24 protein-coding genes and 1 pseudogene are annotated in these 25723 nt (G+C 69.5%); 14 read left to right on the forward strand and 11 right to left on the reverse strand.

The annotated features are described in order from the left end of the window. Positions 1-2: 2 nt before the first annotated feature. Complete coding sequence (locus ACGGCP_RS22870; protein ID WP_392969609.1) at positions 3-3245, reverse strand: DUF4132 domain-containing protein; 3243 nt, start codon at positions 3243-3245, stop codon at positions 3-5. Between the two features lie 53 nt (positions 3246-3298). Then, positions 3299-3859 carry a TetR/AcrR family transcriptional regulator gene (locus ACGGCP_RS22875; protein ID WP_392969612.1) on the reverse strand — a complete coding sequence of 187 codons (561 nt, stop codon included), beginning with the start codon at positions 3857-3859 and terminating at the stop codon, positions 3299-3301. 91 nt (positions 3860-3950) lie between these two features. Between ACGGCP_RS22875 and ACGGCP_RS22880 the strand changes: the two genes are divergently transcribed. Next, positions 3951-4793, forward strand: a complete 843-nt coding sequence (locus tag ACGGCP_RS22880; RefSeq protein WP_392969615.1) for an alpha/beta fold hydrolase — start codon at positions 3951-3953, stop codon at positions 4791-4793. 49 nt (positions 4794-4842) lie between these two features. Here the strand turns inward: ACGGCP_RS22880 and ACGGCP_RS22885 are convergent, their stop codons facing one another. Next, a complete protein-coding gene (locus tag ACGGCP_RS22885) occupies positions 4843-5643 on the reverse strand; it encodes a TetR/AcrR family transcriptional regulator (RefSeq protein ID WP_392969618.1) in 801 nt (266 codons plus the stop codon). A gap of 147 nt (positions 5644-5790) precedes the next feature. Here ACGGCP_RS22885 and ACGGCP_RS22890 point away from each other — a divergent pair, with 147 nt between their 5' ends. The 4 genes from ACGGCP_RS22890 (at position 5791) to ACGGCP_RS22905 (ending at position 9279) form a co-directional block, all read left to right on the forward strand. Beyond that, complete coding sequence (locus tag ACGGCP_RS22890) at positions 5791-6456, forward strand: hypothetical protein (protein WP_392969621.1); 666 nt, start codon at positions 5791-5793, stop codon at positions 6454-6456. A gap of 133 nt (positions 6457-6589) precedes the next feature. Next, positions 6590-7366, forward strand: coding sequence for an NAD(P)H-dependent oxidoreductase (locus ACGGCP_RS22895; RefSeq protein ID WP_392969624.1), 777 nt, complete (start codon positions 6590-6592; stop codon positions 7364-7366). Between the two features lie 69 nt (positions 7367-7435). Further along, positions 7436-7945 (forward strand): SigE family RNA polymerase sigma factor, encoded by a 510-nt coding sequence (locus ACGGCP_RS22900; protein ID WP_392969627.1) that lies wholly within the window; start codon positions 7436-7438, stop codon positions 7943-7945. Then, the gene (locus ACGGCP_RS22905) at positions 7942-9279 is read left to right on the forward strand and encodes a hypothetical protein (RefSeq protein WP_392969630.1); all 1338 of its coding nucleotides are present in this window, start codon (positions 7942-7944) and stop codon (positions 9277-9279) included. Before ACGGCP_RS22900 ends, ACGGCP_RS22905 begins: the two co-directional genes overlap by 4 nt. Before the next feature lie 73 nt (positions 9280-9352). On the opposite strand, the gene ACGGCP_RS22910 is transcribed toward ACGGCP_RS22905, so the two are convergent. The 4 genes from ACGGCP_RS22910 to ACGGCP_RS22925 all read right to left on the reverse strand — a co-directional run bounded on the left by ACGGCP_RS22910 (position 9353) and on the right by ACGGCP_RS22925 (position 12863). After that, positions 9353-10138, reverse strand: coding sequence for a hypothetical protein (locus ACGGCP_RS22910; protein WP_392969633.1), 786 nt, complete (start codon positions 10136-10138; stop codon positions 9353-9355). Then, positions 10135-10848 carry a hypothetical protein gene (locus ACGGCP_RS22915; RefSeq protein ID WP_392969636.1) on the reverse strand — a complete coding sequence of 238 codons (714 nt, stop codon included), beginning with the start codon at positions 10846-10848 and terminating at the stop codon, positions 10135-10137. Before ACGGCP_RS22915 ends, ACGGCP_RS22910 begins: the two co-directional genes overlap by 4 nt. Before the next feature lie 57 nt (positions 10849-10905). Next, positions 10906-12219 (reverse strand): PQQ-binding-like beta-propeller repeat protein, encoded by a 1314-nt coding sequence (locus tag ACGGCP_RS22920; protein WP_392969638.1) that lies wholly within the window; start codon positions 12217-12219, stop codon positions 10906-10908. A 182-nt stretch (positions 12220-12401) separates the two neighbouring features. Next, positions 12402-12863: a hypothetical protein gene (locus ACGGCP_RS22925; protein ID WP_392969641.1), complete on the reverse strand. Its 462-nt coding sequence runs from the start codon at positions 12861-12863 to the stop codon at positions 12402-12404. A 169-nt stretch (positions 12864-13032) separates the two neighbouring features. On the opposite strand from ACGGCP_RS22925, the gene nucS reads away from it, so the two are divergent. Continuing rightward, the gene (nucS, locus tag ACGGCP_RS22930) at positions 13033-13698 is read left to right on the forward strand and encodes an endonuclease NucS (RefSeq protein ID WP_392969644.1); all 666 of its coding nucleotides are present in this window, start codon (positions 13033-13035) and stop codon (positions 13696-13698) included. A gap of 55 nt (positions 13699-13753) precedes the next feature. Here nucS and ACGGCP_RS22935 read toward each other — a convergent pair whose 3' ends face one another. Next, positions 13754-14176, reverse strand: coding sequence for a hypothetical protein (locus ACGGCP_RS22935; RefSeq protein WP_392969647.1), 423 nt, complete (start codon positions 14174-14176; stop codon positions 13754-13756). 176 nt (positions 14177-14352) lie between these two features. After that, positions 14353-16428, reverse strand: a complete 2076-nt coding sequence (locus ACGGCP_RS22940; protein ID WP_392969650.1) for an alpha-galactosidase — start codon at positions 16426-16428, stop codon at positions 14353-14355. Positions 16429-16617: 189 nt separating this feature from the next. On the opposite strand from ACGGCP_RS22940, the gene ACGGCP_RS22945 reads away from it, so the two are divergent. The 3 genes and pseudogenes from ACGGCP_RS22945 to ACGGCP_RS22955 form a co-directional block, all read left to right on the forward strand. After that, positions 16618-17706, forward strand: coding sequence for a mannose-1-phosphate guanylyltransferase (locus ACGGCP_RS22945; protein WP_392969652.1), 1089 nt, complete (start codon positions 16618-16620; stop codon positions 17704-17706). Between the two features lie 8 nt (positions 17707-17714). Next, positions 17715-18236 (forward strand): hypothetical protein, encoded by a 522-nt coding sequence (locus ACGGCP_RS22950; RefSeq protein ID WP_392969655.1) that lies wholly within the window; start codon positions 17715-17717, stop codon positions 18234-18236. 329 nt (positions 18237-18565) lie between these two features. Further along, a pseudogene (locus tag ACGGCP_RS22955) lies at positions 18566-18817 on the forward strand (WhiB family transcriptional regulator); the annotation flags it as partial. A 321-nt stretch (positions 18818-19138) separates the two neighbouring features. Here the strand turns inward: ACGGCP_RS22955 and ACGGCP_RS22960 are convergent. Then, positions 19139-19570, reverse strand: coding sequence for a metallopeptidase family protein (locus tag ACGGCP_RS22960; RefSeq protein WP_392969658.1), 432 nt, complete (start codon positions 19568-19570; stop codon positions 19139-19141). A gap of 121 nt (positions 19571-19691) precedes the next feature. Here ACGGCP_RS22960 and ACGGCP_RS22965 point away from each other — a divergent pair, with 121 nt between their 5' ends. The 5 genes from ACGGCP_RS22965 to manA all read left to right on the forward strand — a co-directional run bounded on the left by ACGGCP_RS22965 (position 19692) and on the right by manA (position 24392). Then, positions 19692-20126 carry a DUF3499 domain-containing protein gene (locus ACGGCP_RS22965; protein WP_392969661.1) on the forward strand — a complete coding sequence of 145 codons (435 nt, stop codon included), beginning with the start codon at positions 19692-19694 and terminating at the stop codon, positions 20124-20126. A gap of 135 nt (positions 20127-20261) precedes the next feature. Beyond that, the gene (locus tag ACGGCP_RS22970; RefSeq protein ID WP_392969664.1) at positions 20262-21641 is read left to right on the forward strand and encodes a phosphomannomutase/phosphoglucomutase; all 1380 of its coding nucleotides are present in this window, start codon (positions 20262-20264) and stop codon (positions 21639-21641) included. 3 nt (positions 21642-21644) lie between these two features. After that, positions 21645-21821, forward strand: a complete 177-nt coding sequence (locus ACGGCP_RS22975; protein ID WP_392969667.1) for a Trm112 family protein — start codon at positions 21645-21647, stop codon at positions 21819-21821. A 73-nt stretch (positions 21822-21894) separates the two neighbouring features. Next, positions 21895-23091 (forward strand): SIS domain-containing protein, encoded by a 1197-nt coding sequence (locus ACGGCP_RS22980; protein ID WP_392969670.1) that lies wholly within the window; start codon positions 21895-21897, stop codon positions 23089-23091. 152 nt (positions 23092-23243) lie between these two features. Then, positions 23244-24392: a mannose-6-phosphate isomerase, class I gene (gene manA / locus ACGGCP_RS22985; protein WP_392969673.1), complete on the forward strand. Its 1149-nt coding sequence runs from the start codon at positions 23244-23246 to the stop codon at positions 24390-24392. Positions 24393-24469: 77 nt separating this feature from the next. Here the strand turns inward: manA and ACGGCP_RS22990 are convergent, their stop codons facing one another. Next, positions 24470-25504 (reverse strand): GNAT family N-acetyltransferase, encoded by a 1035-nt coding sequence (locus tag ACGGCP_RS22990; RefSeq protein WP_392969675.1) that lies wholly within the window; start codon positions 25502-25504, stop codon positions 24470-24472. Positions 25505-25723 lie beyond the last annotated feature (219 nt).

Consider the following 25723-nt stretch of genomic DNA (forward strand, 5'->3'; position numbering starts at 1 on the left):
CGCTATGAGCGGCTGAGCCGCGCGATCACCAGCATGGCCTCCGAGATCACGACCGGGTCGACCGATCCGTCCTCGGGGAGCTTCAGCTCGACGTTCTCCAGCATCTGCTCGGTGCTGTTGTCGTACCCGTAGCCGGGGTGCACGCCCGGAGTCGAGTCGAGGTACACGTAGCCGCCCTCGGGGAACTCGCGGAAGAGCCCGTAGCCGCCGCCGCGCCCGACGGGCCCGCCGTACTTCCAGCCGCGGCTGAGCAGGCCGATCATCGGCCCGCCGCCGGCCTGCGCGCCCTCGAACCGGAGCCGCCCCGTCTTGCGCTCGTCTTCGGACAGTTCGAAGGCGGGACGGGCGAGCTGGTCGAACGGCTGCAGGATCTCGTAGTCGGCGAACACCTCCGCCCACGTCGCGACGGCTCCGCCCAAGGTGATCGGGTGCGCCAGGCGCACTACTGCGCCCTCGGGCAGCTCGAAGGGCTCGTCCTCGGCGTCGGCGAGCGTCCGGTCCTCGGCGAGGCGGAACGACGCGTCCCCGGCCTGCCACACGAGGCGGCTCGACAGGTGCCACATGAGCGGGTGGTCGACCAGGAACTCCCGGAACTCCGCGCCCGTCCAGGTGCGGGCGGTGCCCATCGCCGTCTCGAGGCGCTTCACCTGCTCGGCGGCCGTGGCCTTGAGGTCCTTGCGGAGCGCGGCGAACCGCTCGTACGCGGGCTGCGCCAGCTCCGGGTCGTCCTTCGCGTTCGGCTTGGGCGCGCTCGCCTTCCGCTTGCCCAAGCCGTCGATCACGTACGGCTTCAGCGCCTCGTCGAACTTGATCGTGAACGAGCGGGGCCCGTAGTCGAGGACGAGCGAGTCCTCCGCGAGCCCGAAGTCGGGCACGAGCCGGTCCCCGAGCTGGTCGAGCGTGAGCTCCAGCCGCTCGGCGATGACCTCGATCTGCTCGGTCGCGGTCCTCTTGAGCGCCTTGAACTTCGCCTTCTGCGCGATCGCGTGCACGGTGCGCAGCGCGGCCTCCGAGCCGACCCCGCCCAGGACCTCCAGGCCGCGCACGGCCTTGCGGTTCTGGCTCTGGCCGGGCCATTCGCGGATGAGCGCGTCCAGGCGGCGCACCGCGTAGTCGTCGGCGAAGCGGCGCAGCTGGTCCATCGCCCACGCGTCCTTCGACGGCGACCCCGCCGAGAGCCACAGCTCGAACAGGCCCCACGAGAACTGGCTGAGCGAGGCCGGGTCGCACTCGGCGGCGAGCGCGTCCGCGCCCGGGTACAGCCGCTCGGCGTCGTCCATCGCGAGCGCCGTCATGAGCGTGACGACCGCCGGATCGGGAAGGGCCGCAGTGCGGTCGGCCAGGAGCACCTGCGGGAGCATCGCCGGGTCGGCCCACTTGCCGGGCTTGGGGATGCGGGGCAGCTGCGGGTCGAACGGGTCGGCGTCGAGCAGCGCGGCGACGGCCGCGGCGGCCTCCTCGCCGTAGCGGGCCGCCTCAACGTCCACAACGGACCGGTCGAGGTACCGGAGCGCGTCGGTGGCGGCCTTGCGGAGCTTGGGGTCCTTGCCGACGGCGTCGGGGATGAGGAACGCGGCCGCTGCCTCCGGGTGCCGGTCGAACCAGGCCTTGGCGGTGGCGCGCTCGTTGCGGCCGCGCGAGAGCCAGCCCGCGGTGAGGCGCGCGGCGTCCAGGTTCACGAAGGGCGCCAACGCTTCACGGAAAGACGTCTTGCGCTTGAGGAGGGCCGTCGCGTGCGCTTTGGCCTCGTCGCCGTAACGGGCGAGGATCGCCTTGAGCGCGGAGACGCTGAGCGATTCGGAGGTGCCGTCCCATTTCGCGAGCGCGCGTCGGGAGTCCTCCTCGGGGGCGTAGGCGACGACGAAGTTGAAGGCCCAGTCCTTCGGGTTCTCGACGTCCCTGCCGTGCCAGTTCTTGCTGTTGCTCCAATAGGTGGCCACATATCCGGTGACCTCGCGCCACTCCTCCTGCTCCCCTGGGGCCCAGCGCAGTTCGTCGGTGTCGGGCGGGGCGAGTTCGAGGACGGCGCGCTTGGGGGCGGACTTCGCGTACGGCGTCCAAGGGGGCGTGGCGAAGACCTCGGGCAGGTCGGCGGTGTCGGGGTGGCGCCGCCGCAGCAGCTCGGCGATCCGCTCCTGCTCGGCCTCGGCGAGCGCGTCGACCGCTTCGAGCAGGCCGTTCGCGCGGACGAATCCGCCGAGGCGGACCCTGGTGGCGGCGTGGGCGTTCGCGGCGAGCGTGAGGATCGCGCGCAGCGCGCGGACCGGGAACCGAGCCGCGAACGCCTGCGCCGCGGCGAAGCCGAGCGGGTTGGTGAGGTCGCCGAGGAGGTACGCGGCGGCCGCTTCGGAGGGGAGGCGGCCGATCGCGTCGTAGACCAGTTCGCGCACCCGCACGTCCGGGCGTGGGTCGGCTTCGATGGTGTTGACGAGGACCGGCAGGGCGTCTGCGCCGAGCGCGTCGACGAGGAGGGCGATCCGCTGGACGACGTTGGCGTAGACGCCGAGTACGCGCGCTTCGGCGCGTTCGGCGTCCTGGCGGTTCCGGGCGATCGCCCAGATCAGGTCGTAGCCGTAGCGGCCGTTGCGGGATCCCTTGTGGAGGTCGAGTGCCTCGCGGACCCAGTCCTCCTGGTCGGGCATGAGGAGCGCGGCGGCGAACTTCTTCGCGTCGCCGACGCGGTGCGGCGCGACGGCGTCCCTGACCGCGTCGTACTCGCTTTGCGGAAGGGCCGCAAGGAGGGAGCGCAGCGGCGCGACCAGCGGCAGGTACTCGTTCATGAGGGCGACGCGCTGCGCCCCGGGCTCGCTGATGCGCGCGACCCCCTGGCGGTAGCGCCGGTCGCCCCACCAGTGCACCTCGTAACCCATCGCCTCGACCGCGGCCCGGCACGCGAAGGCGAGGCCGTGCTTGGCGATCCAGGCGTCGCGCCCGCGCCGCTCGATGACGCGGTAGTCGCCTTCCGCGACCCGGGCGAGGAAGCCGAGCGCGAGCGCAGCGCCGGTCGGGTTCGGGTCTCCGGCGATCCCGTACCTGATCATGCCTTCGTAGCCGGGGACGTCCAGTACCGCGATGACCTCTTCCATGTCATCGGCGTGCTTCGCGAAGAGCGCTTCGAGCCACTGGGGCGCATCGGGGTCGACGGTGACGGCCCGCGGCGTGCCGCGCCCGCGCCGGTCGAGGAGGTATTCGTGCCATTCGTCGCGGTATGCCACGCGGTCGTCTGAGGGATTGGTTCCAGTCACGTTGATGAGCATAGGAACCGGGTACGACACCGTTCTCGGCAGCGGCGCGGCGTTCAGTCGAGCGCGGCGTCGAGCAGCGTCGCGGCGGCGGCGCGGGCCTGCGCGGCGGCGTCGGGGGTGCCCGCGATCGCGGCGGTGGTCTGGGCCCCTTCGGCGAGGATCGCGATCTGTGCGGCGAGGGTCTCGGGGCCGCCCGCGTCGCGCACGAGGTCGGCCACGTACCGCTGGAACGAGGCCTTCTGCTCGCGCACGGTGCGGGTCACGTCGGGATTGCCGTCGTGCAGTTCCCCGTAGGCATTGATGAACGCGCAGCCGTTGAAGTCGGGCTCGCGGAACCAGGCGTCGAGGAAGTCGAACACGGCGAGGATCTTCTCCCGCGCGGTGGCGGCGCGCTCCGCGCTGGCCGCGATCCCTGCGGTCCACTGGGCGCGGCGGCGTTCGAGCACGGCGGCGATGAGCGCGTCCTTCGAAGGGAACAGCGCGTAGATGCGCTTGAGCGAGACGCCCGCGGCGGTCCGCACCGCGTCCATGCCGACCGCCTGCACCCCGCGGGCGTAGAACAGCTGGTCAGCGGCCTCGATGAGCTGCGCCCGGGCGGCAGTGTCGTCAATCACAGAAGATCTCCTTGCCATGAGAACGGTCGTTCTCTATCGTAGTCTACAACCACTGAGAACGACCGTTCTCCACCAAGGAAGGACCACGGAAATGGCCACCGTCACCGTCGGCACCGAGAACTCCGCCCCCATCGAGCTCTACTACGAGGACCAGGGCGAGGGGCAGCCCGTCGTCCTCATCCACGGCTACCCGCTCAACGGCCACAGCTGGGAGCGCCAGACCCGCGAGCTTCTGGCCGCCGGGTACCGCGTCATCACGTACGACCGCCGCGGCTTCGGCCAGTCGAGCAAGGTCGGCAGCGGGTACGACTACGACACCTTCGCCGCCGACCTCGACAAGGTCCTCGAGACGCTCGACCTGCGCGACGTCATCCTCGTCGGCTTCTCCATGGGCACCGGCGAACTCGCCCGCTACGTCAAGAACCACGGCCACGAGCGGGTCGCCAAGCTCGCCTTCCTCGCCTCGCTCGAGCCGTTCCTGGTCCAGCGCGAGGACAACCCCGAGGGCGTCCCGCAGGAGGTCTTCGACGGCATCGCCGCGACCGCGAAGAACGACCGGTACGCCTGGTTCACCCAGTTCTACAAGGACTTCTACAACCTCGACGAGACCCTGGGCGACCGCATCAGCCAGGAGGTCGTCACCGCCAACTGGAACACCGCCACGACCTCGGCGCCCGTCGCCGCCTACGCGGTCGTGTCCTCCTGGATCGAGGACTTCCGAGAGGACGTCGCCGCCGTCCGCGCCGCGGGCAAGCCCTCGCTGATCCTGCACGGGGACAAGGACAACATCCTGCCGATCGACGCTACAGGCCGCCGCTTCCACAAGGCGTTCCCCGAAGCCGAGTACGTCGAGATCGAAGGCGCGCCGCACGGCCTGCTGTGGACGCACGCCGACGAGGTGAACGAAGCCCTGCTGCGGTTCGTCCGCTCCTAACCCACCATCGAGGCCCCCTCGCCGACGCGAGGGGGCCCGGCCCCGTCGGTCAGCGGCCTTCCGCCAAGCGCCGCAGCGCATCCGAGACCTCGGCGATGCGGGCGGGCGTCCACTCGACGCCGGGGTCAGGTTCGAGGAACGCCGTCTCGATGGCGGCCACGGCGATCGCGGCATGCGACCATTCAGCCTCCTCCCAAGCGCCGAACGGCTTGGCGCGCAACGTCACGACACCCAGCTCCGGCACGGTAGGGCTCATGAGCAGCAGGCCCCGGAACGTCGCGTTCAAGAGCGTCGCCAGCTCCTCGAAACCCGCGCCCATCTCGGGCCGGATCCGGTAGCCCAGCAGCTCGGCGAGCATCCGGTGCGACGCGGCGATCCGCTCCACGAAGCCCCGCTCGGTCTCGGCGAGCGCCGCCTGCACATCGGTGCGCAGCGGCCCGTCGTCCAGACTCAGGAACGTCGCGTGCAGCGCCAGGTAGGTCCGCCAGGTGGACGACTCCCGGACCTGCTCGAAGTCCCGGTTCGCCCGCAGCATCTCCGCGAACACCGCCGCGCGCCCCTCCTCGGTCCCGAGCAGCTCGGTCCGGTCGAGCACCGCGCGCACAATGCCCCGCAGCGACGCCTCCGACCCGAAATCGGCGGGCGACCCGCCTTTGGCCAAGGCCCGCAGCAGGTCCGAGAAGAACAGGTCCTTGTAGGGCCAGCGCCGGTAGACCGCGCTGCGGGCGACGCCGGCCTCGCGGATGACGTCCTCCAGGCTCAGGTGCTCCAGACTCACGGTCAGCCCGGTCGCGTTGACCATGGCTTCGGCGGCGGCGAGCATCCGCTCCTCGGTCTCCTTGTCGGACAAGCGTTGACGGCGGCGCGTGGGCCCGCCCGAGGACGGTTGTGACAAGGCTCCCCCAATTCATTTGAGACATGATGTCTCAAGTTTGGTATCTTAATCTCCAACTTCTTCGCGCGAGGTTACCAGCACCCACCACCAAGGAGCACCAACGTGACCGCACCCAGCAGCACCGGCCGCCTCGTCAGGGCCTTCATCGGCCAGGGCCTGCTCGCCCTGCTCGCACTCACCGCCCTCGCCGTCGGCTTCGCCGTGCAGGACATGGCCGACGGCGGCGCGCTCGACTACGAGACCGGCGCCTACGACGTCGACAGCTATGCGGCCGTGGGCGACTCGTGGGACGAGTCCAACTACACGGGCCTCGGCCTCATCGACGCGATCCGCATCGAAGTCGACCCCGCCACCGACCAGGAGGTCTTCGCCGGGTTCGCCACTCCCGAAGGCGCCCAGGCATTCCTCGACGGCGTCGACCACACCCTCATCCACCGCGCCACCGACGCCGGCGGCCCCACCACCGAGGCCGTCCCCGGCGACGCCCCGACCACCCTCCCCGGCGAGGCCGACATCTGGACCGCCCAGACCACCGGCTCCGGCGTCCAGACCCTCGAACTCGACACCGAGAACCTTGAGGGCGAGTACGTTCCGATCGTCATGAACGCCGACGGCTCCCCCGCCGTCGCAGGCGAGGTCACCGTCTACTTCGACATCCCGAGCCTGCCGTGGATCATCGGCGCCGTCTACGGCGTCGGCCTGGTCCTCCTGGCCCTCACGGCCTTCCTCGCCACCCGTGCGGTCCGCCGCCACCGGACCGCCCGCTGACGCCCGAACCCGTGCGGCCCCGCCCGGAAACCCGGGGCCGCACGGGAACACAGGCCTGCCGGTCCTAGGAAGACCGGTCCGCAGGACAAGCGGACTCTGGCCGGAACCGGCCGTCCGGCTCAGGATTGCGGGCATGAACGTACTGATCGTCCACGCGCACCCTGACGCGAACTCCCTGACCTCCTCGTTGAAAGACCTCGCCGTGAACGCGTTCCGCGAGGAAGGCCACGAGGTCGTCGTCTCCGACCTGTACGCCATGAAGTGGGAGTCGGCGGCCGACTACACCGACTTCGACGGGATCACCGGCCCGGACTTCATGCACGCCTCCGGCACCGCCTACGCGACCGGCCGCCTCAGCGCCGACATCCAGGCGGAACAGCAGAAGCTGCGCGACGCCGACCTCGTCGTCCTGCTCTTCCCGCTCTGGTGGTTCACCGTCCCCGCCATCCTCAAAGGATGGATCGACCGGGTATTCACCTACAACTTCGCGTACGGCGCCGACCTCGGCCGCTACGGCAACGAAGGCCCGCTCTCCGGCAAGCGCGCCATGCTCGCCACCCTCACCGGCGGCCGCGCCGGCCACTACACCGCACGCGGCGTCAACGGCCCCGTCGACGACCTGCTCTTCCCGCTCAACCACGGCGTCCTGCACTTCACCGGCTTCGACGTCCTCCCTCCCTTCACCGCACACAGCGCCGTCCACCTCACCACCGAGCAGTACGACGACATCGCCGCCCGCTTCCGCCTGCGCCTCGCCACCGCCTTCACCACCGAGCCGATCCCCTACCGGTCCGAGACCGGCGGCGACTACACCGGCCTCACGTATCCGGACGGCTCCGAACTCGTCCCCGGCCGCGAAACTCCGGGCACCACCGGATTCGCGCTCCACACCGCCGGCCCGAAAATCTGAGGGGGCCCTGCAACCCGCGGTGGCCCCGGTTCCGTAGAAACGGGGACAGAGACGCGACGAAGGGCCCCCATGACTCCGCAGCAGGAACGCGAATTCCGCGAGTACGTCCAGGCACGCCGTCCCGGCCTGCTCCGAACCGCGTACCTGATGTGCGGCGACTGGCACCGGGCCGAGGACGCCGTGCAGAGCTCGATGATCAAGCTCTACGGGGCCTGGGCGAAGACCAAGCCGGAGACGGCCGACGCGTACACGCGGCGGATCGTCACCAACACCTTGATCGACGAGTCCCGGCGCGGCTGGTTCCGCCGCGAGCGCTCATATTCGGAACTGCCCGACGGGATCATCGACGGCAGCCGTCCGGAGGAACGCCTCGCCGCCGTCTCCGCTCTCGCCCAGCTGCCACCCAGGCAGCGGGCCACCCTGGTCCTCCGCTTCTGGGAGGACCTGCCGGTCGAGGAGACGGCGCGGATCCTGCGCTGTTCGGCCGGCACCGTCAAGAGCCAGACCGCGCGGGGGCTGCAGACGCTGCGCGACCTGTATGAGAATGCCGATCTCGCAGGCCAAGGAGCCGAATCATGAACCCAGACGACATGCGCGGGCTGTTCAACGAAGCACTCGACGGGGCCGGTCCGGCCCCGACCTCGGGCACGGACCACATCGTGACCGCCGGGCGGCGCCGCGTCCTGCGCCGCCGCGCGGCGGTCGGGGCCGGAGCGATCGCGGGCATCGCGGCACTCACTGCGGCCGTGGCGATCCCGCTGGCGTTCTCCGGCAGGCCAGGCCTGCTCGACGCCGCAGGACTGGGCAACAGCGAAGAGGAGTCGGGGGACTCGTGCGAGGCCCCCGACGACCAGACCGACGAGCAGAAGGCCGTCGCCGCGATGTACGGCCAGGCGCTGGACGCGGCGGTGACCGCGATCGGAGGCACCCCCGGCGGCTACTGCGACGACTCCGGGCCCAACTACGACGGCTTCTACTTCGACGCCGAAGCAGGCGGCTACCGCTACGAGGAGTTCGCGATCTTCCGCGCCACCGGCGAACACGCGACCGTGCGGGTCGACGTCTGGGAGCCGAACGACATCGAGACCGCAGTCCGCATGGAGAGCCTCGCCGAATGCGGCGACCCCGGGGTGGAGTGCACCTGGGACGAGACGGACGAGACCGTACCCACGCTGCTGGTCGAGGAGACCCGGACGCTGAACGTGGACGCGGAGGAGAACCCCGACGGCGTTCAGGTTCCGGTGCGGGCCGCCCTTGTCGAACTCGGCGGCGGCGTCATCGTTCATGTCGAATTCGAAGAGGGGCAGCGGAAAGGCACGCTCAGCACCACGCCCGAGCAGCTCGCCGGTGTCGCGCAGGCGATCCCGGTCGGCCAGGACGCGCCGGAGGTCGAAGAGGAGGACACCGGGACCTACACCCTCCCCGACGACGCCGCCCTCGCCGGGGCCCTCGTCGACGGCATCGCGGCGCAGTTCCCCGGCGCGGTCGTCCCCGACGCCGCCGACGTCGAGTTCGGCCCCCACGACCAGACCGAGGCCTACGCCGAGGGCTACTACTACGGCAACGACGGCACCCGCGTCGCCTACGCCGACGCGACCGTCAACGGCGGCGAGCAGGTCAGGTTCTTCCTCCAAGTGACCCCGCTCGAATCCCCCGGCGACGGCGGCGCGTCCCAGGAGCCCGCCGAGCATTACGCGAACTGCTCCTACTTCACGTGCGACTACTCCCAGCTGGACGACTCGACCGGCCTGGTGCACCGCACCTCGACCGACGTCCGCCCGGGCCCGACCTCGATCGAGTTCCGCGCGTCCGACGGCTGGGTCGTGGGCGTCGGCGCCGAATCCCTCGGCTCGACCGAAGCCCCCTCGGTCCCCTTCGAAGCCCTCGACGCGATCGTGAACACCATCCGCTGACCAGACCAACCCGAACGGGCCCCCGCCACCGGCAGGGGCCCGTTCCCCGTTAATGGCCTTCCGGGACCCGCCCTCAGTCGAGCGGCAGCCGTACGGTCTCGAGGAAGTCACTGGCCTCGATCGTCGACAAGAGCTCAGGCGGACCCGATACCTTCGTCCCCCACAGGTCCCAGTCCGTGTAAACCAGCCACGAGCGGTCGACCGGCCAGATGTTCGAAGGGCTCCCCTGGTAATCAAGCTGCTCTAGCGACTCCGCGTCGCGAAGCAGGCCCCGGTAGACCTCGAGGACCTCGAAATCGCGTGCGATCCACTGGGACCAGTGCGCGAAGACCTCTGTATCCGGACCGGAGAAGGCCCGCAGCACCTCGACCAGCGCGTGGAAGCTCTCCCGGTCCAGGCTGCCTTCGGTCGGCGGTTGGATCGACACCGGCCACGAACTGTTGCGTTTTGCAGAGGGGAACGCGTGGTAGGAGGGGTATCGCATGCCCTCGGGCACATGCGTGGGCACTACCGTGTCGCCGACTCGCTCAGCGAGTTCACGCCACCGCAGGCGTCGCCACCCGGCACCAGGATCTCCCTCCCACCCAAGACCTCCGCCCGTCGCCGTCAACGCAGGCGAATCGGTCTCGACCCAGTCCCCGACCCGCCACGGCTCCACCTCACCGGAAGCGAGCATGCGCTTGTGCCGCTCATCATGGGTCTCGCCGTCAGTTGGAGCCACCTGCTCGTACATCGCGTTCAAGATCCACAGCGGCCCCGGCTTACCGCGCTCGATATCGAACCCGGTGATCGACTCCGTGTCGAGCTCGGCCAGCCACGCCACCTCACCGCCGTCAGCACGCTTCCACTGATCCTTCATCCTTGTTGGCCCTCACCGCAGTCCAGAAGCCAGCCGGGAACACCCGTGTATCGCAACACCTCGCGGGTCTGCGGAGCTTCGAATGCCTCGGCTTCTCCTGAGCAACTTGCGAGAAGCGCCCCGTCACCGCGCCACCACGTGTCGACGAGACCCTCAGTCCCCTCGACCCGATCAAGCCCGGTGAAGTCGATCGATTCGACACGGCTACTTCTGAACCTGGTGACCTGCTCGGCGTGAGTGAAGGCGTCGTGCGCAAGGGAGAGCGACCAGATCCAACCCTCGATCGACGCGTGCAGTGCCACCCAGCGAGTCGTGGCGATCCCGAACGCTCCATCGGGACCGATCATGAACCCGTACGGCACAGCAGTCCTGGAAGGACCGACTTCGAACAGCCACTCACCGGTCTCAGCCCGTTCGAAGCCACCGACTTCGAAATATTTGGGGCCACCGTCATAGAACGGACCCGGCGGCAGCGCGAGACCGCCCCACAACCTTTGAAACTCCATCGCCCGATCAACTACCTCCGAAGGAACGCCACCTTCGATCCAGTCCCCCCGATATCGGTCAAACTCCCGGGGGCTCGTCCGAACTCCGTTGGAGTAGACGAAGCTGCGCGCACTCGGTGCCAACCTGTCTAGCACTTCATCATCTTGTCGAACATGCATGAGCAGTACGTTACGACGCATGGCTACGCCGAGTTCCTCCTGCACATCGAAAACGAACGTTCTGGTTCTGTTGGAGTGACACGCTCTTCGACTGACTCGCCATCAGCCGGTGACGGTGTAGACCTCAAGCTCAGACTCGACTTCAGCCAGGTAGGCGGGAGGGGTCGACAGTCGGAACGAGCCTGCGGCGCCCGACCACCAGCCGGGGAACGCGGCGGTTTCGCTGCTGGTCGCGATGTCGAAGAGCCGCGTGGTGTTCGCGTCGTTCGAGTAGAAGGCGATCTGGTCCTGCCAGATCAGATAGGGGAAGCCGGCATCGGATGCAGATTCAAGGTCGAGCACTGTGAAGGACGCAGTCTCCGCGTCATACAGGAGCAGTGCCGACTCGCCGTCTTCGGCGCTCTCGGCTGGAACGGGGCAGACGATCAGGCGGGCACCGTCGGTCGGGCAATACTCGGGCAGCGTCCCGCCCGTGTGGGACGCCAGCACTTCTCCGGTGAACGCGTCCAGCGCGCGAAGCTCCGCGGTGTCGCCCTCGCCGACCTCGAACAGCACTTGTTCGGCGAGCAGGCCAAGGACCGTGGGGTCCTCGCAGGGATCGAGTTCCCATAGGGGTTCGCCGTTGTCGGTGTCGAATCCGGTGTAGAGGAATTCGTAATCGAACCCGCAGCGCGCTTCGTCGGTGATGTTGCGGACGCCGATGATCGCGTTTCGGGTCGAACGCGTCATCTCGACGCCGTCGCGCTGCCACAGGACCTCTCCCGAGTCCAGGTCGAGTGCGACGCTGGCAAGCGGGCTGCCCAACCCGTTACCGGAGCCGTTTACCACCGCGATGTCCTCGGTGGTGACCATGTCGAACTCGAAGAGGGACAAGCAATTGTTCTCAGGACCAGGCGGGGCCGGATGGCTGGACCAGAGGATCTCGCCGGTGGCTGCCTCGATCGCCACGACCGCATGCTGCGCCGTTGCGTCTCCGCATTCCGATGAGGCGTCGCTGACGTCGCCATCGAGCGCCCGAGCGAGTACAGCCGGCACTCCGTCCACCTCGACGGCCTCGACCTTCTCCGGCTTTGGTGGCAGCCAGCGGTCGAGGCTGGTGCCTTCGATCCCGTCGTCTCCCTGGCCGAGCTGCCAGAGAAGTTCGCCGGTATCGGCGGCGGCACCGCTCAGGACGGTCTCCTGATTTTCATCCAGGCTGTAGTACACGACTACGTCGCCTACGACGGCCGTCATGCCCGCGAAGGTCGTGGCCGACCAGGCGAGTTCAGTCGTCGCGCCCACCGTAGATACGTCGAGATCCGCACCAAGCTCGGTCGCAGGCACCGTATCCGAGGTATTCGCATCGGTTCCTGCGTCGGATTGGCATGCTGCCACCAGCATCAGCGGAAGACCCGCGCCTACGAGGACACGTCGCATGGAAGGGCTCACTATCCAGTTCATCCCGTTGATGCCTGGGAACGGAAATCAGCCGTCTTGAGGGACACCAGCGGGAACGGGGTTATCGGGGTTGCCGTTCCGACTATGCGGACCGGCGATCAAACACTAACCCAACTGGAGCTGCTGCGCGGTACGCCGCCTTCCTAGAGACGTCAAGTGAATCAGTCTCCTGAGATCCCCCAGAAGACGACCAGCTCAGGTTCGCCCTCTCCCCAGAGCACAAGGTGTCGGGCGCTGTCGGTGTCCGCCTCGTATTCCCCGAGTTCCTCGGCCTTCACTCCGCCGATCCGCTCCCAATCCTGCGTAGTAGGCGTCGCCGACCCGAGCAGCGCGACCAACTCTTCAGCGGTGAACGCCAGGCTCTGATGGGGCAGCAGGTCGTCGAGCTCCACTCCGGATACGACCTCGCGGATGTCTACGATCGAGTGCGCCCCGGGGTAGCCGTTGCCATACTTCGAGCCGTCCCATTCCTCCAGCGAGCGCGGCTTCAGGTTCTCCGAGTCGCCGTCTTCCCAAGGCCAGTAGAAGTCACCCGACTCGAAGGCGTCGCGTCGCAGCTTCGCGAAGGTCGCCTCGATTGAGCCCTCCCACTTCACTGAGTAGTCCCATCCAGATGCACCCATGTCCAACTCCAATCCAAGTCCGGCGCAGAACGCGCACGTCCGGGAACGCTATCCCGAACGACCGACACCGGGAATCCGTTACCGCCCCGAGGATGAGTACAGACCGACAGCCCACTGCCCCAGGCCCGTCATTCCCGCGCGTCGCGGCGCCACGGGTAGGGTGCTTGCCATGCGTTTGTTGGTGGCACGGTGCCAGGTTGATTACACAGGTCGGCTTTCTGCCCATTTGCCCATGGCTACCCGTTTGCTAATATGGAAGGCGGATGGGAGCGTGCTGGTGCACGCCGACGGGGGGTCGTACAAGCCGCTGAACTGGATGACGCCGCCGTGCACGGTCGTCGAGGGCGCGACCGAGTGGACGGTGACCTCGAAGAAGACCGGCGACCAGTTGAAGATCACGATCGAAGAGGTCTTCCACGACTCCAGCCATGAGCTGGGCGTCGACCCGGGACTGCAGAAGGACGGCGTCGAGGCGCACCTGCAGGAGCTGCTGGCCGCCGACACGGCCCCGCTCGGGAAGGGCTGGTCGCTGGTGCGGCGGGAGTACCCGACCGCGATCGGGCCGGTGGACCTCATGTGCCGCGACTCGGACGGGAAGCACGTGGCCGTGGAGATCAAGCGGCGCGGGGAGATCGACGGCGTCGAGCAGCTGACCCGGTACCTGGAGCTGCTCAACCGCGACCCGCTGCTGGCCCCGGTGGACGGCGTCTTCGCCGCCCAGGCCATCAAGCCGCAGGCGCGGGTGCTCGCCGAGGACCGCGGGATCCGCTGCGTCGTGCTGGACTACGACGACCTCCGCGGGGCCGTGGACGAGAGCCAGCCGCGGCTGTTCTAGACGAATGACGAAGGGCCGCAGCGAAACCGCTGCGGCCCTTTTGCGTGAGGTGAGACTACTCGCCGTAGACGGAGTCTTCGGCGTCGTCCCAGATCTGCTGGCACTCTTCCTCGGTGCCGACACCGGACTCGACGCAGTCGGCGATCGTGTCCTGCTCGATCTGGTCGGCCTCGTCGGAGATCGCGTTGAACACCAGGACGTTCATCGCGATGGCGCCGCCGATGGCGAGGACGCCGAGCACGAGACCGGTGCCGCCGGTGCCCTTGCCTTTGCCATTGCGCTTGCCTGCGACGACGAGCGCGATGATACCGAAGATGAGGGCGAGGCCGCCGAGGATCATGCTCACGACGTTGACGAACGGGATCCATGCGCCGACAATCGCGATGATGCCGAGCACGAGCGCGGTCACGCCGAAGCCGTTGCCCTGCTTGACGGGGACGGGCTGCTGCATGGGCGCGGGGGCGGGCGGGTAAGCCACGGGGTAACTCCTATTGATGTCGTTCGATCGGATCGTTCGGGCGGAACAGCGTGGAGTCTATGGCAGCGGTGCAAATTCCAAAACGGCGGCTAACCGGTCAATTCACGAGATTCCGCTCACTGCAACCGTTCGGACCTGCTTGATCACACAACGTGCGCAATTACCGAGCGGATTCGCTATTCCACTCTGCGCAGTCGCAGGATCGCGGAGTCCCAGTCGGCGTCGCTCCATTTCAGTGGCAGCCCGAGCACGTTCAGTGTCGCTCCCCAGTGGATCTCGCCGGTGTCCTCGTCGAGCCAGCGCGAGTCGGCCGCGAGGCCTTCGGGCCGCAGCGGCGCGAGGGGCCGGTTGCAGTGGTGCGGGGTCTTGAACGCCAGGACCGCGATCCGGTCGCCCTGCACGTACTGGACCCCGGTGAGCGGGGAGGTCTCCGGGTCGCCGAGGCGGTACTGGACGCCGTGCTGGACGACCGGCCGCAGCCGCTTGTACTGCGCGACATGCTCGGCGGCCTCGTCGAGTTCGGCCTCGGACCACTCGGTGAGGTTGCCGCCCACGGCGAGCACGCCGGCGCTGGCGACGTGGAAGCGGAACCGCAGCGAGGTGGTGCGCCGGTTGAAGCCGCTGGGCTCGTCGGTGATCCACGTGTCCATGGCGCGCGCGGGGTAGGCCTGGCTGAACCCGTACTGGATGTCGACGCGGTCGCCCGCGTCGGTGTTGTCCGAGGTCCAGACCTGGTCGACGTGGCGGAGCATGCCGGGGTCGACGCGGCCGCCACCGCCCGCGCAGCCTTCGATGCGCACGCGGGGGTGCTTGGCGCGCAGGCGTTCTTTGATGGAGTAGACGGCTTCGACGTGCTCGAACCAAGCCCGGTCGGGGTCGTCGTCGCCGGGGCGGCCGACCTCGGTCCAGGGCCGGTTGTGGTCCCATTTGACGTAGTCGATGTCGTTGGCGCTCAAGAGGTCGTCGAGCCACGCGTAGGCCCAGGCGGCGACTTCGGGGCGGCCGTAGTCGAGGACGAGCTGCTGGCGCAGTTCGGTGCGGTCGCGCCCGGCCTGGTGGTGGATCCAGTCGGGGTGGGCGCGGTGGAGGTCGGAGTCGGCGTTGCACATCTCGGGTTCGACCCAGATCCCGAACTTCATGCCGGCGGCGTGCACGGCGTCGATGAGCGGCCCGAGGCCTTCGGGGAACCGGTCGGGGTTGGGGTGCCAGTCGCCGAGTCCGGCGTTGTCGGTGACGCGCTTGCCGAACCAGCCGTCGTCGACGACGAACTGCTCGCAGCCGATGCGCGCGGCGAGTTCGACGAGCGGGCGCTGCTTGTCCTCGGCCACGTCGAAGAACACGGCCTCCCAGGAGTTGAAGAGGACGGGCGCGTCCTCTTCGGGGGTGGGCATGACGTGGCGGCGCAGGTGCTCGTGCCAGGTGCGCGAGGCACCGCCGAAGCCGTCGGTCGCGCAGAGCCCGGAGTAGACGGGGGTCGTCCAGGTCTCGCCCGCGCGGAGGGTCCAGCGCAGGCCTTCGTGCCCGGCGCCGCCGGTGACCGAGACGCGGCCCTGGGCGGAGCGGCGGAGCAGGACGCGCCAGGAGCCGGACCAGGCGAGGTTCATGGAGTAGACGGTCCCGGCGGTCTCGGTCGCGGTGCCGTCGTCGACGGCGGTCCACGGGTTCGACTGGTGGCCGGTGAGTCCGCGGCGGGAGCCGATCGCGGTCTCGCCGACGGGGAGGGGCGTGCGCCGCAGCTGCCATTCGGCGGCCCATTCGCCGCTGAGGTGGGAGAGCCGGTAGTCGTCCCAGTGCGGGAGGGTCCAGGCGGCGGCGTCGAAGCGGGTGAGCTCGACCGGGGACGCGGCCTCGAGGGAGGCCCAGCGGTCGAGGACGCCGGTGTCCCAGAGCCGGTAGTGCAGGGTCAGGGCCAGGTCGCGGTCGGTGAAGCGGATCGCGAGGTGCTCGTCCTCGATCGAGTGATCCTCGTAGTTCCACGCGAAGCCCTTGGCGCCGTCGGGGTGGCGCAGTTGCAGGGACGGGGTCGCGAACTGGGGTCCGAGTTCGCCGAGGAGTTCGGCGCCGGTGTGGAGCCGGTCGTCCCACGAGTAGGCCTCGCGCCATTCGGGCACGAGCGAGGCGACGGCCCCGTCCGGGATCGCGGGGCCCCAGTGCAGTTGGCGGGGCAGGCCGTCGCGGACGCCGACGACGTAGGAGCGGTCGGCCCCGGTGAGGTGCCAGGTGAGGGCGGCTTCGTCGAAGCGGATGGGCATGGGGTCTCCTCAAGGATCGGACTCAGTCCCAGTCTGCCCCGGGAGGCAAGCGCTATAGAAACCGGTATCACCACTCGAGACGCTGCCGAGTTGCCCCGTTCTTCACGCCGCCGCAACCCCCGCGTCACTCCACAGGGCCCGCCGCAGGTGGTGAACGGGCACGTGGGAGCGGCATGCAAGACTATTGGCATGCTTCACGCGGTGGTCCCCGCGGGCGGTTCCGGAACTCGGCTCTGGCCCCTGTCTCGCGCGCAACGGCCCAAGTTCCTGCTGCCCCTCACGGGCACCGACTCGTCGTTGCTGCAATCGACCGTCGAGCGGGCCCGGCTGCTGTCCGACCCCGACCACGTCTACGTCGTCACCGGCGCGGCCCATGCCGTCGACGTGGCCCGCCAGCTGCCCGAGGTCCCCGGCGACAACATCCTCGTCGAGCCCTCCCCGCGCGACTCCGCCGCCGCGATCAGCCTGGCCGCCGCCGTCATCGCCGAGCGCGACCCGACCGCGATCATGGGCTCCTTCGCCGCCGACCACCTGGTGCTCAACGGCGAGGCCTTCGCCAAGACCGTGCAGAAGGCCATGGAGCTGGCCTCCACGGGCCTGCTCATGACCATCGGGATCACCCCCACCGGCCCCGACACCGGCTTCGGCTACCTGCGGCTCGGCCCTCCGGTCGGCCCCGGCTACCAGCTCGGGGCGTTCGTCGAGAAGCCCGACCAGGTCTCGGCCGTCGAGTACGTCTCGGCCGGGAACTACCTGTGGAACGCCGGCATGTTCGTGTGGCGGGTCGACGCCTACCTCGCCGAGCTCAAGCGCCACCGCCCCGCCCTCCACGACGCCGTGCGCACCCTCGCCGCCGCGTGGGACTCCAACCGCCGCGAGGCCCTGTTCGCGCAGCTGTGGCCGACCCTGGAGAAGATCTCGATCGACTACGCCGTCATGGAGCCCGCGGCCGCCGCGGGCAAAGTGGGCGTCGTCCCCGGCGACTTCGAGTGGCACGACGTGGGCGACTACAACACGCTCGGCCAGGTCCTCCCGGCCAACGACAAGGTCGGGAACGTCATCGTCGAGCCGAAGGGCTCGGGCCAGACGATCCTCACCGAGTCGAAGCGGAACGTCGTCGTCCCGGCCGCCGGGCGGCTCGTCGCCACCGTCGGCGTCGACGACCTCATCATCGTCGACACCCCCGACGCGCTTCTGGTGTGCCCCCGCGACCGGGCGCAGGAAGTCAAGGGCCTGGTCGAGGAACTCAAGCAGGCCAATAGAACCGATCTGGTCTAATTGCGGCCATGAAGCTCGGGTCACGTCAACGGACCGTCATCGCGGCCGCCCTCCTCGCCTGCGCACTGGTGTTCATCGGTGTCGCCTTGTCCCAGTGGCTGTTCGGGGCCGGACTCGACCCGCGCGACGACACGATCCGCCGCGCCGCCGGGATCGCCTTCACCGACGAGGCCCGGAGCACCCTCTTCTCGGTCGTACCGGTCGCCCTGCCAGCAATGGCGGCGTTCCTGGCGCCCGACACGCGACCCGGACGGGTGACAGTTCGCGTTACCCGTCTCGTTTACGTCTGCTACATCGTTATCGGTGTACTGCTGGCGCTGTCGGCAGCCCGGTACGGATTCGACGATGCCAGGCAGTTGGCTGAGGAAGGACAGGTCTTCATCGACACCCGCGCCGCCGTGGAGCGACTCCTGCTCGACGCGGTGTGGCTGACCCTGGCCGGTATCGGCCTGGTCTTCGTGCGATGGAACGGAACTCGCGAGCGATCCTCCACTCCGGAACCTGTCAAGCAAAGTCCCCCACAAGCGTGAGTCTGAGGGGTCCTTCCATCATTCAGTTCACTGTGCGCTATCGTCTGATATCGAACCGTGACCGAATAGCGATGAGCACTCATCGTCCATAGCGACGAGTAATGGCGGTGCGGCCCCATCTACAGGCCGCCCGCGGGCACCGGGCTTCACCAGAAGCACACCATGCAGGACAAGGCACCAGCGGACGACCGGCTCGTCCGCAGCACGGCCGTACGCGTTTCAGGGGAGGGGACGCGTCCAGCCCGCCAGTCCGCAACCCGGTGCAGCGCAAGTGATTGCAAGGGGGGAGCACCGGTTCTGCCGGTGCGCGAACGAGGAGGCGGACGTATATGGACGGCCGTGACTACTTGGCCGACCTGTTGGGTAACGTTCCGGAGTGGCAGGCTCGCGCATTGTGCGCGCAGACCGATCCGGAGGCGTTCTTCCCCGAAAAAGGGGGGTCCACGCGGGATGCGAAACGCATCTGCGCGAGGTGCGAGGTCAAAGAGAACTGTCTGCAGTACGCACTCGACCACGATGAGCGCTTCGGCATCTGGGGCGGGCTCTCCGAACGGGAGCGCCGCAAGATCAAACGCCAGGCGCGCGAAGCGGCACGGCGGCGCACGGAGCGCCTGCCCGTGGTGGTGTGCTTCCCGAGCCCGATGATCAACCCCGCGCTGGCGTCGGAGGTCGTCTTCGCGGCCGAGCAGCGCCACACCGAGCCCGTCCTGGTCGGCAGCGGCATCGGCGGCCAGGTGGGCCTGCTGGAGGAGCTGGTCGGCGGCCGCCTGCCCGCTCCGATCGGCGAACTCGCGGAGGAACCGGCCGTGCAGGAGCGCATTCCGGTCGCCGCATAACTGCATCCCTACGAACGAGCATCGGGGGCGGGACATCGAAGTCCCGCCCCTGCGCCGTGCCCGGGATCAGAACTCCAGGTCCTCCGGCGGCAGGTTCAGCAGGGACGCGAGCTGCTCCGTCAGGACCTCCCGCACCAGGCCCTCCATCTCGGCCTTGCCCTCGGCACGCAGCTCGATCGGCCTGCGGTACAGCACGATCCGCGGCGAGGCCGCCACGGTCCCCGGCTGCGCCGGGTACAGCTTCGAGAGCGGCACCCCGCGGTCCTCCACGATGTCCGCGTCGTAGTGCTGCGACTCCGGCGGCACCTCGTCCACGGCGAACTCGATGTGCCGCAGGTCGGTGAACTTCGAACCGAGGGACTCCGCGAGGTGGCGCTCGATCTCGACCACCGAATCCATCACCAGCGCGTCGAACTTCTCGACGGGCGTGCGACGCAGCGGCAGGGCCCGGGGCGCCAGCGGCCCCCGCATACCCCGTCCGTGTCGATCTCTGCGCATGCAGAAACCTTAGCGTCCGCCGCCGACGAATTCGGGCCCCGCGATCCCGATCCGGACAATTCCGCATCGGACCACAGTTCAGCGCCGCTGACTTCGCCACCGCGAGTGGTAGTTTCGTGGAGTGAGGTCGGATCGGCGTTGCTCCCGGAACGGCTGCCGCCAGCCTGCGGTGGCCACTTTGACATATATCTACTCGGATTCGACGGCTGTGGTCGGCCCGCTCTCCACGACGCGGGAACCCCATAGCTATGACCTGTGTGATGCGCACGCCCGGCGCCTCACCGTGCCCCACGGCTGGGAACTGGTCCGCCACCAAGGCGACTACACGGTGCCCATGCCCACCGACGACGACCTGGTCGCACTGGCCAACGCCGTGCGGGAGGCCGCCGTCGGCGACAGGCACGAGGTCGAGCCGGTCGAGTCTGCGCCCATGACGGGGAGCCGGTACGACGAGCCCGATGCGTCTCAGCGCCAAGGGCTCCGCCCCGCCGCGCCCCAGATCGGTGCCCGGCGTCACCTCCGGGTGGTGTCCGGCGACGAGGACCTACAGCGCTAGTCTCGTCACGGGGTGGCCTTGGCGACGGTGCCAAGTTTCGGCTTGCAAGCCTCGCCGAGGGCGCCAGACGACGGCTCGCCGAGTGCGCCCGACGCACCCCGACCGGACCCGCAACACCGGAAAGGCGGCAACTGAGTGGCTACCAACCTCAGCGAATTCGTGAAGGCCTACGACGTGCGCGGACTCGTCGGCTCACAGCTCACCCCCGAGGTCATGGAGGCCATCGGCGCGGCCGCCGTGGCCGTGACCGGTGAGACGACCTGGGCCGTGGGCCACGACATGCGCGACTCCGGCCCCGGCTTCGCCGAGGCCTTCGCGCGCGGCGCGACCCGCGCCGGAGCGGACGTCATCGAGGCCGGGCTCTGCTCGACCGACATGCTCTACTTCATCGCCGGCAAGCGGAACGTCGCCGGCGCGATGTTCACCGCCAGCCACAACCCGGCCGAGTACAACGGCCTGAAGATGTGCCTCCCGGCGGCCCGCCCCATCGGCCTCGACACCGGCCTCGCCGACATCCGCGACAAGGCCCAGGCCATCCTCGACGGCGAACCGGCCCCCGAGGCCGACAAGCCCGGGACGACCACGAGCGAGGACTTCCTCGCGGCCTACGCCCAGCACATGCGCGACCTCGTCGACCTCTCCCGGATCCGGCCGCTCAAGATCGTCGTCGACGCCGGCAACGGCATGGGCGGCCACACCGTCCCCGCCGTCCTCGGTTCACAGCTTCTCGCCGGGCTCCCGCTCGAGATCGACCCGATGTACTTCGAACTCGACGGCACCTTCCCCAACCACGAGGCCAACCCCCTCGAACCGGCGAACATCGTCGACCTCCAGGCCCGCGTCAAAGAGGTCGGCGCCGACCTCGGCCTCGCCTTCGACGGCGACGCCGACCGCTGCTTCGTCGTGGACGCCGACGGCGAGCCCGTCACCCCGTCCGCGATCACCGCGCTCATCGCCACCCGCGAACTCGCCAAGCACCCCGGCAGCGCCATCTGCCACAACCTCATCACCTCGAAGGCCGTCCCCGAGATCGTCGCCGAGCACGGCGGCCGCCCTGTGCGCACCCGCGTCGGCCACTCCTACATCAAGGCCGACATGGCCGAGGTCGACGCGGTCTTCGGTGGCGAGCACTCCGCGCACTACTACTTCAAGGACTTCTGGTTCGCCGACACCGGCATGCTCGCCGCGATGCACGTCCTCGCGGCCGTGGGCGAAGGCGACCGCAGCGCCGCCGAACTCGCCGACGAGTTCGTGCGCTACGTCCCCTCCGGCGAGATCAACTCGAAGGTCGACGACCCGCACGCCAAGATCGAAGAGGTCGCCGCGCAGTACGCTGCACGCGAAGGGGTTTCGACCGACCGCCTCGACGGCCTCACCGTCACCCTCGAAGACGGCTCCTGGGCCAACCTGCGCCCGTCCAACACCGAACCGCTGCTGCGCCTCAACGCCGAGGGCCCCGACCAGGCGTCCATGGAGCGGCTGCGGGACGACATCCTCCGCACCGTAAGGAACTAGCCCATGCCCGCCACCGCGCCCAAGCCAGTGCTCCTCGAACTGCTGCGCTGCCCCGAGCCCCACCACGCCCCGCTCTCGTACGACCGCGAGGCGAACGCGCTCACCTGCTCGGAGTGCGCCAAGGTCTTCCGGGTCGAGGACGGCATCCCCGTGATGCTCCTCGACGACGGCCCGGAATAGCCGCCTCGCTTGTAGAGGCACCCCGGCAACGAAGCGAACCGCCTAGGGCCGCAGGGCCAAGGAGGAGTACAGCATGGGTCTTGAGGACGACGGCATCGCCGGGATCACCGGCGACCGGCTCCCCGACGAGCGCCGCATCGAAGGCGACCTGAGCGAGTCGATCCGGCCCGGCGGCGCCCTGTGGGCGCTCGCCTCCGCCGGACCGCAGCTCCGCGAGTCCGCCGCGCTCGCCGCCGACGCGGGCCTCACCGCGCTCGCCGAGGAGGGCCGCCCCCGGGCGGTCGTCGTCGCGGGCGTCGGCACCGCCGCGCGCACCGGCGACATCCTCGCCACCGTGGCCGGGCCCCGCTGCCCCGTGCCGATCCTCGGGCACCGGTCCGCGGGCGTCCCCGGCTGGGTCGGCGCGGCCGACGTGGTCATCGCCGTCTCCGCCTCCGGCCGCAGCCCCGAGGCGCTCGCCGCCGCCGAGGCCGCCGCCCGCCGCGGCGCGCGCCTCGTCGCCATCGGCGCCCCCGACTCGGAGCTGCAGGCGCTCGCCGAACGCGCCCGCGCGTCGTTCGTGGCGGTCCCCCGCCGCGCCCCCGCGCGACTGAGCCTGTGGGCGCTCACCGTCCCGGTCCTCATGGCCGCCAGGGAGCTCGGGCTCGTCAACCTCGTGGAAGCGGACATCGCCGAGACCGCGCGGCGGCTCGACGAGGACGCCGAGCGCTGCCGCCCCGACGCCGACGCGTACGTCAACCCGGCGAAGGAGCTCGCGATGAACCTGGCCGGGTCGATCCCCGTCGTGTGGGGCTCGAGCCCGCTCGCGGGCGTCGCGGCCCGCCGCTTCGGCGACATGCTCGCCGCGAACTCCCGCTACCCGGTCGTCTCCGGCGAGCTCGGCGAGGTCGGCCGCGGCCGCGTCGGCCTCCTCGACGGCGTGTTCGGCTCGCTCGCCGAAGGCCAGACCGACATCTTCGCCGACCCCGAGGACGACGACAAGCTGACCCGGCTGCGGATCGTGCTCATGCGCGACGACGGCCTCGACGGCGACGACTCCGGCCCCAAGCCGGACGTGCGCCGCGCCGACGCCGTCGCCGACCTGGCCGCCCGCCGCGGCGTCCGCTGCGACGTGCTCCCGGCCGAAGGCGGCTGCTCGCTGGAGCGGCTCGCCTCGCTCATCGCGGTCCCCGACTTCGCGTCGGTGTACCTCGCGCTCGCCCACGGCCTCGACCCGATGCGCGTCCCGGCCGTCTCCGAGATGAAGGACGCGACGCTCGGATCGGATTAGCGGAAACGCAAGGGGTACAACAGGTTTCAGGCCGTGGACGGCATCGCCGTCCGCGGCCTGCCGCGTCCCGCGCTCGAGGCGGCCGCACTCGCGGGCCGCACGGGCCGGGCGGCTAGAGTTGAGGCCTTCAACCCGAACAGTGAGGAGCGGCGGTGCAGGGGCTCTACGGTGTCATCCGCAACTACGCGTGGGGATCGCAAGTCGACATCGCCCAGCTGCAGGGCCGGGAGGTGCCCGCCGACCTCCCCGAAGCGGAGGAGTGGCTCGGCGCCCACCACAGCGCACCGTCGACGCTCCACGACGGCCGCCCACTGGACGACGCCATCGCGTCGGCCCCCGCCGAGATGCTCGGCCAGCGCGCCCTCGACCGCTTCGGGCCGAAACTGCCGTTCCTGCTCAAGCTCCTCGCCGCCGGGAAGCCCCTGTCGCTGCAGGCGCACCCGAACCTGCGCCAGGCCAACTCCGGCCACCAGCGGGAGCTGCGCATCGGCATCGACGCGGCCTACCGCAACTACGTGGACGACAACCACAAGCCCGAACTCCTGGTGGCGCTCACCGAGTTCCGCGCGATGTGCGGCTTCCGCGACCCGCTCGCGGCCGCCGCCGACATCGAGGCGCTCGGCGTGCCCGAGCTCGAGGCGCTGTGCGCGACGCTGCGCGACCCGAAAGCAGGGCTGCGCCGGGCCGTCCCGGACCTGTTGGGCCTGGGCCGCGAGGAGTGCCGCGGGATCATCGACGCCGCCGCGAAGGCCGCGTCCGAACTGGCGACCGACGACGCGGCGGACCTGGTGAACCTGGCCCGCTCGTACCCCGACGACCCGGGCGTCCTGGTGAGCCTGCTGCTCAACCACATCACGCTGCAGCCGGGCGAGGGCGTGTACATGCCCGCGGGGAACCTGCACGCGTACCTCAAGGGCTTCGGCGTGGAGATCATGGCCGCGAGCGACAACGTGCTGCGCGGCGGCCTGACGAACAAGCGCGTGGACGTGCCGGAGCTGCTGCGGGTCCTGGACTTCAATGCGATCGACGAGCCGCGCGCGCTCATCGAGGACGCGGGCCCGGTGCGCTCGTGGCCGGTCCCGATCGAAGACTTCGCGCTGCGCCGCGTCGAACTCACAGGAGCGCCTGTCGAGATCTCGATCGACGGCCCCCGGATCTGCCTGAGCACCGGCGGGAACGTCACCGTGGCCGACGACGACGGCGAAGTGGCCCTGTCCCCAGGCCGCGCGGCCTTCTCGGCGGGCACCGCCGGGTCCATCACGGCCAGCGGCGAGGGCGAGCTGTTCATCGCGAGCGCCTAAGCGCCCCAAGCGAAAAGACCGGCCCCGGCGAGTTTCGCCGGGGCCGGTTTCCCATTGCAACGCGGGAACTCGCGTACTTACTTGAGCTTCTTCTGCACGTCGAGGTCGCGGCACAGGGCGCGGTAGCCCATGGCCTCGTTGATGGCGATCATGTGGTCGTTGACCTCGGCGTTCCAGGTGTGGATGTAGCGGATCTGCGGGCGGTACCTGCGCAGCAGTCGCTGGTTGGCGATCTTGAGGATCATGCCGAGGCGGTGGCCGCGGTGCTTCTCCTCGACGATGGTGTCCTCCTGCCAGGCGTGCAGCTCCTCGCCGGGGACGGTGCCGAGGCCGGACATGCCGGCGACCTCACCGGATTCGACGTGGACGATCGCGGTGATGAAGCGGGCCTGGCCGCGCTCGGCGGTCGTCCACTCGAGGTTGCGGATGCGCGCGGCGTCGTACTTGGCCGGGCGGATGTCGAGCTCCTCGCCCATGGGCGGGTCGGTGTACATGCGCTCGTTGAGCGCGGCGTAACCGTCGATGACCTCGTCGGGGCAGGCGCCGGTCCACTGCACCAGTTCGTATCCGGCGGCCTTCGCCCACGCGTCGGCGTAGAGCTTCGCGAGTTCGTCGTCGCCGACGAGCGTGAGGTCGTTGCGGCGGTGGATCTCCTGGTCGACGACGGCGTAGCCGCGGGCCTTCGCGAAATGCTGGCCGGCGTGGTCGAACTTCGGCGCGCCCGGGAGGGAGTCGGGGGCGAAGGCGAGGATCGTGTCGCGGCCGAGTTCGGCGGCGCGCCGCTCGGTGAACTCGTTGAGCACGGTGCCGATGCCCTGGCGGCGGCGGTCCGGCCTGACGTCCAGTTCGAGCTCCAGCAGGTGCTGGTTGTCCTGGTTCGGCATCGTGTACTGGAGGGAGCCGACGACCTCGCCGTCCTGGACGGCGACGTAGCGCTCGACGTCGATGGAGTCGGGCCACAGGAGGAGGCGCAGGCGCTGGAAGGCCGGGCTCGGCAGCGGCTCTTCGGGCTGGTCGTGCTCGACGACGGCGCGCTGGGCGCGGATCCATCCGTTGACCAGGTCACGGTTCAGCGGATCGATCGGGACGATCTGGAAGTCAGGGTTGCTCACGACATGACCATCCCGCAGATCGGGAAGGCCCGCAATCGATTTACCGAAGGCACAAAAATGTGCCGGGCGGCCACCCCAGACCGCCCGGCACTCCCCCCGGTTTGGTATTCCCCGGCGCCTCGGTGACGGTTCCCGACCCTGTGGGCCTTCCGCATCTCCGTGACGCTGTGTATCTGCAATATTACCCACAGCCTCGGCGGTGTCAAGCAGAAACACGCG

The sequence above is a fragment of the Glycomyces sp. NPDC048151 genome, from assembly GCF_043202775.1.
Classification (GTDB): Bacteria; Actinomycetota; Actinomycetes; order Mycobacteriales; family Micromonosporaceae; genus Glycomyces.

Coding starts and splice junctions, on each gene's coding strand:
- ACGGCP_RS22960 (WP_392969658.1), bottom strand. CDS start 19,570: ATGCGCAGAGATCGACACGGACGGGGTATGCGGGGGCCGCTGGCGCCC.
- ACGGCP_RS22910 (WP_392969633.1), bottom strand. CDS start 10,138: ATGAAGGATCAGTGGAAGCGTGCTGACGGCGGTGAGGTGGCGTGGCTG.
- ACGGCP_RS22920 (WP_392969638.1), bottom strand. CDS start 12,219: ATGCGACGTGTCCTCGTAGGCGCGGGTCTTCCGCTGATGCTGGTGGCA.
- ACGGCP_RS22900 (WP_392969627.1), top strand. CDS start 7,436: ATGACTCCGCAGCAGGAACGCGAATTCCGCGAGTACGTCCAGGCACGC.
- ACGGCP_RS22880 (WP_392969615.1), top strand. CDS start 3,951: ATGGCCACCGTCACCGTCGGCACCGAGAACTCCGCCCCCATCGAGCTC.
- ACGGCP_RS22945 (WP_392969652.1), top strand. CDS start 16,618: ATGCTTCACGCGGTGGTCCCCGCGGGCGGTTCCGGAACTCGGCTCTGG.
- ACGGCP_RS22895 (WP_392969624.1), top strand. CDS start 6,590: ATGAACGTACTGATCGTCCACGCGCACCCTGACGCGAACTCCCTGACC.
- ACGGCP_RS22950 (WP_392969655.1), top strand. CDS start 17,715: ATGAAGCTCGGGTCACGTCAACGGACCGTCATCGCGGCCGCCCTCCTC.
- ACGGCP_RS22940 (WP_392969650.1), bottom strand. CDS start 16,428: ATGCCCATCCGCTTCGACGAAGCCGCCCTCACCTGGCACCTCACCGGG.
- ACGGCP_RS22980 (WP_392969670.1), top strand. CDS start 21,895: ATGGGTCTTGAGGACGACGGCATCGCCGGGATCACCGGCGACCGGCTC.
- ACGGCP_RS22975 (WP_392969667.1), top strand. CDS start 21,645: ATGCCCGCCACCGCGCCCAAGCCAGTGCTCCTCGAACTGCTGCGCTGC.
- ACGGCP_RS22925 (WP_392969641.1), bottom strand. CDS start 12,863: ATGGGTGCATCTGGATGGGACTACTCAGTGAAGTGGGAGGGCTCAATC.
- nucS (WP_392969644.1), top strand. CDS start 13,033: ATGCGTTTGTTGGTGGCACGGTGCCAGGTTGATTACACAGGTCGGCTT.
- ACGGCP_RS22905 (WP_392969630.1), top strand. CDS start 7,942: ATGAACCCAGACGACATGCGCGGGCTGTTCAACGAAGCACTCGACGGG.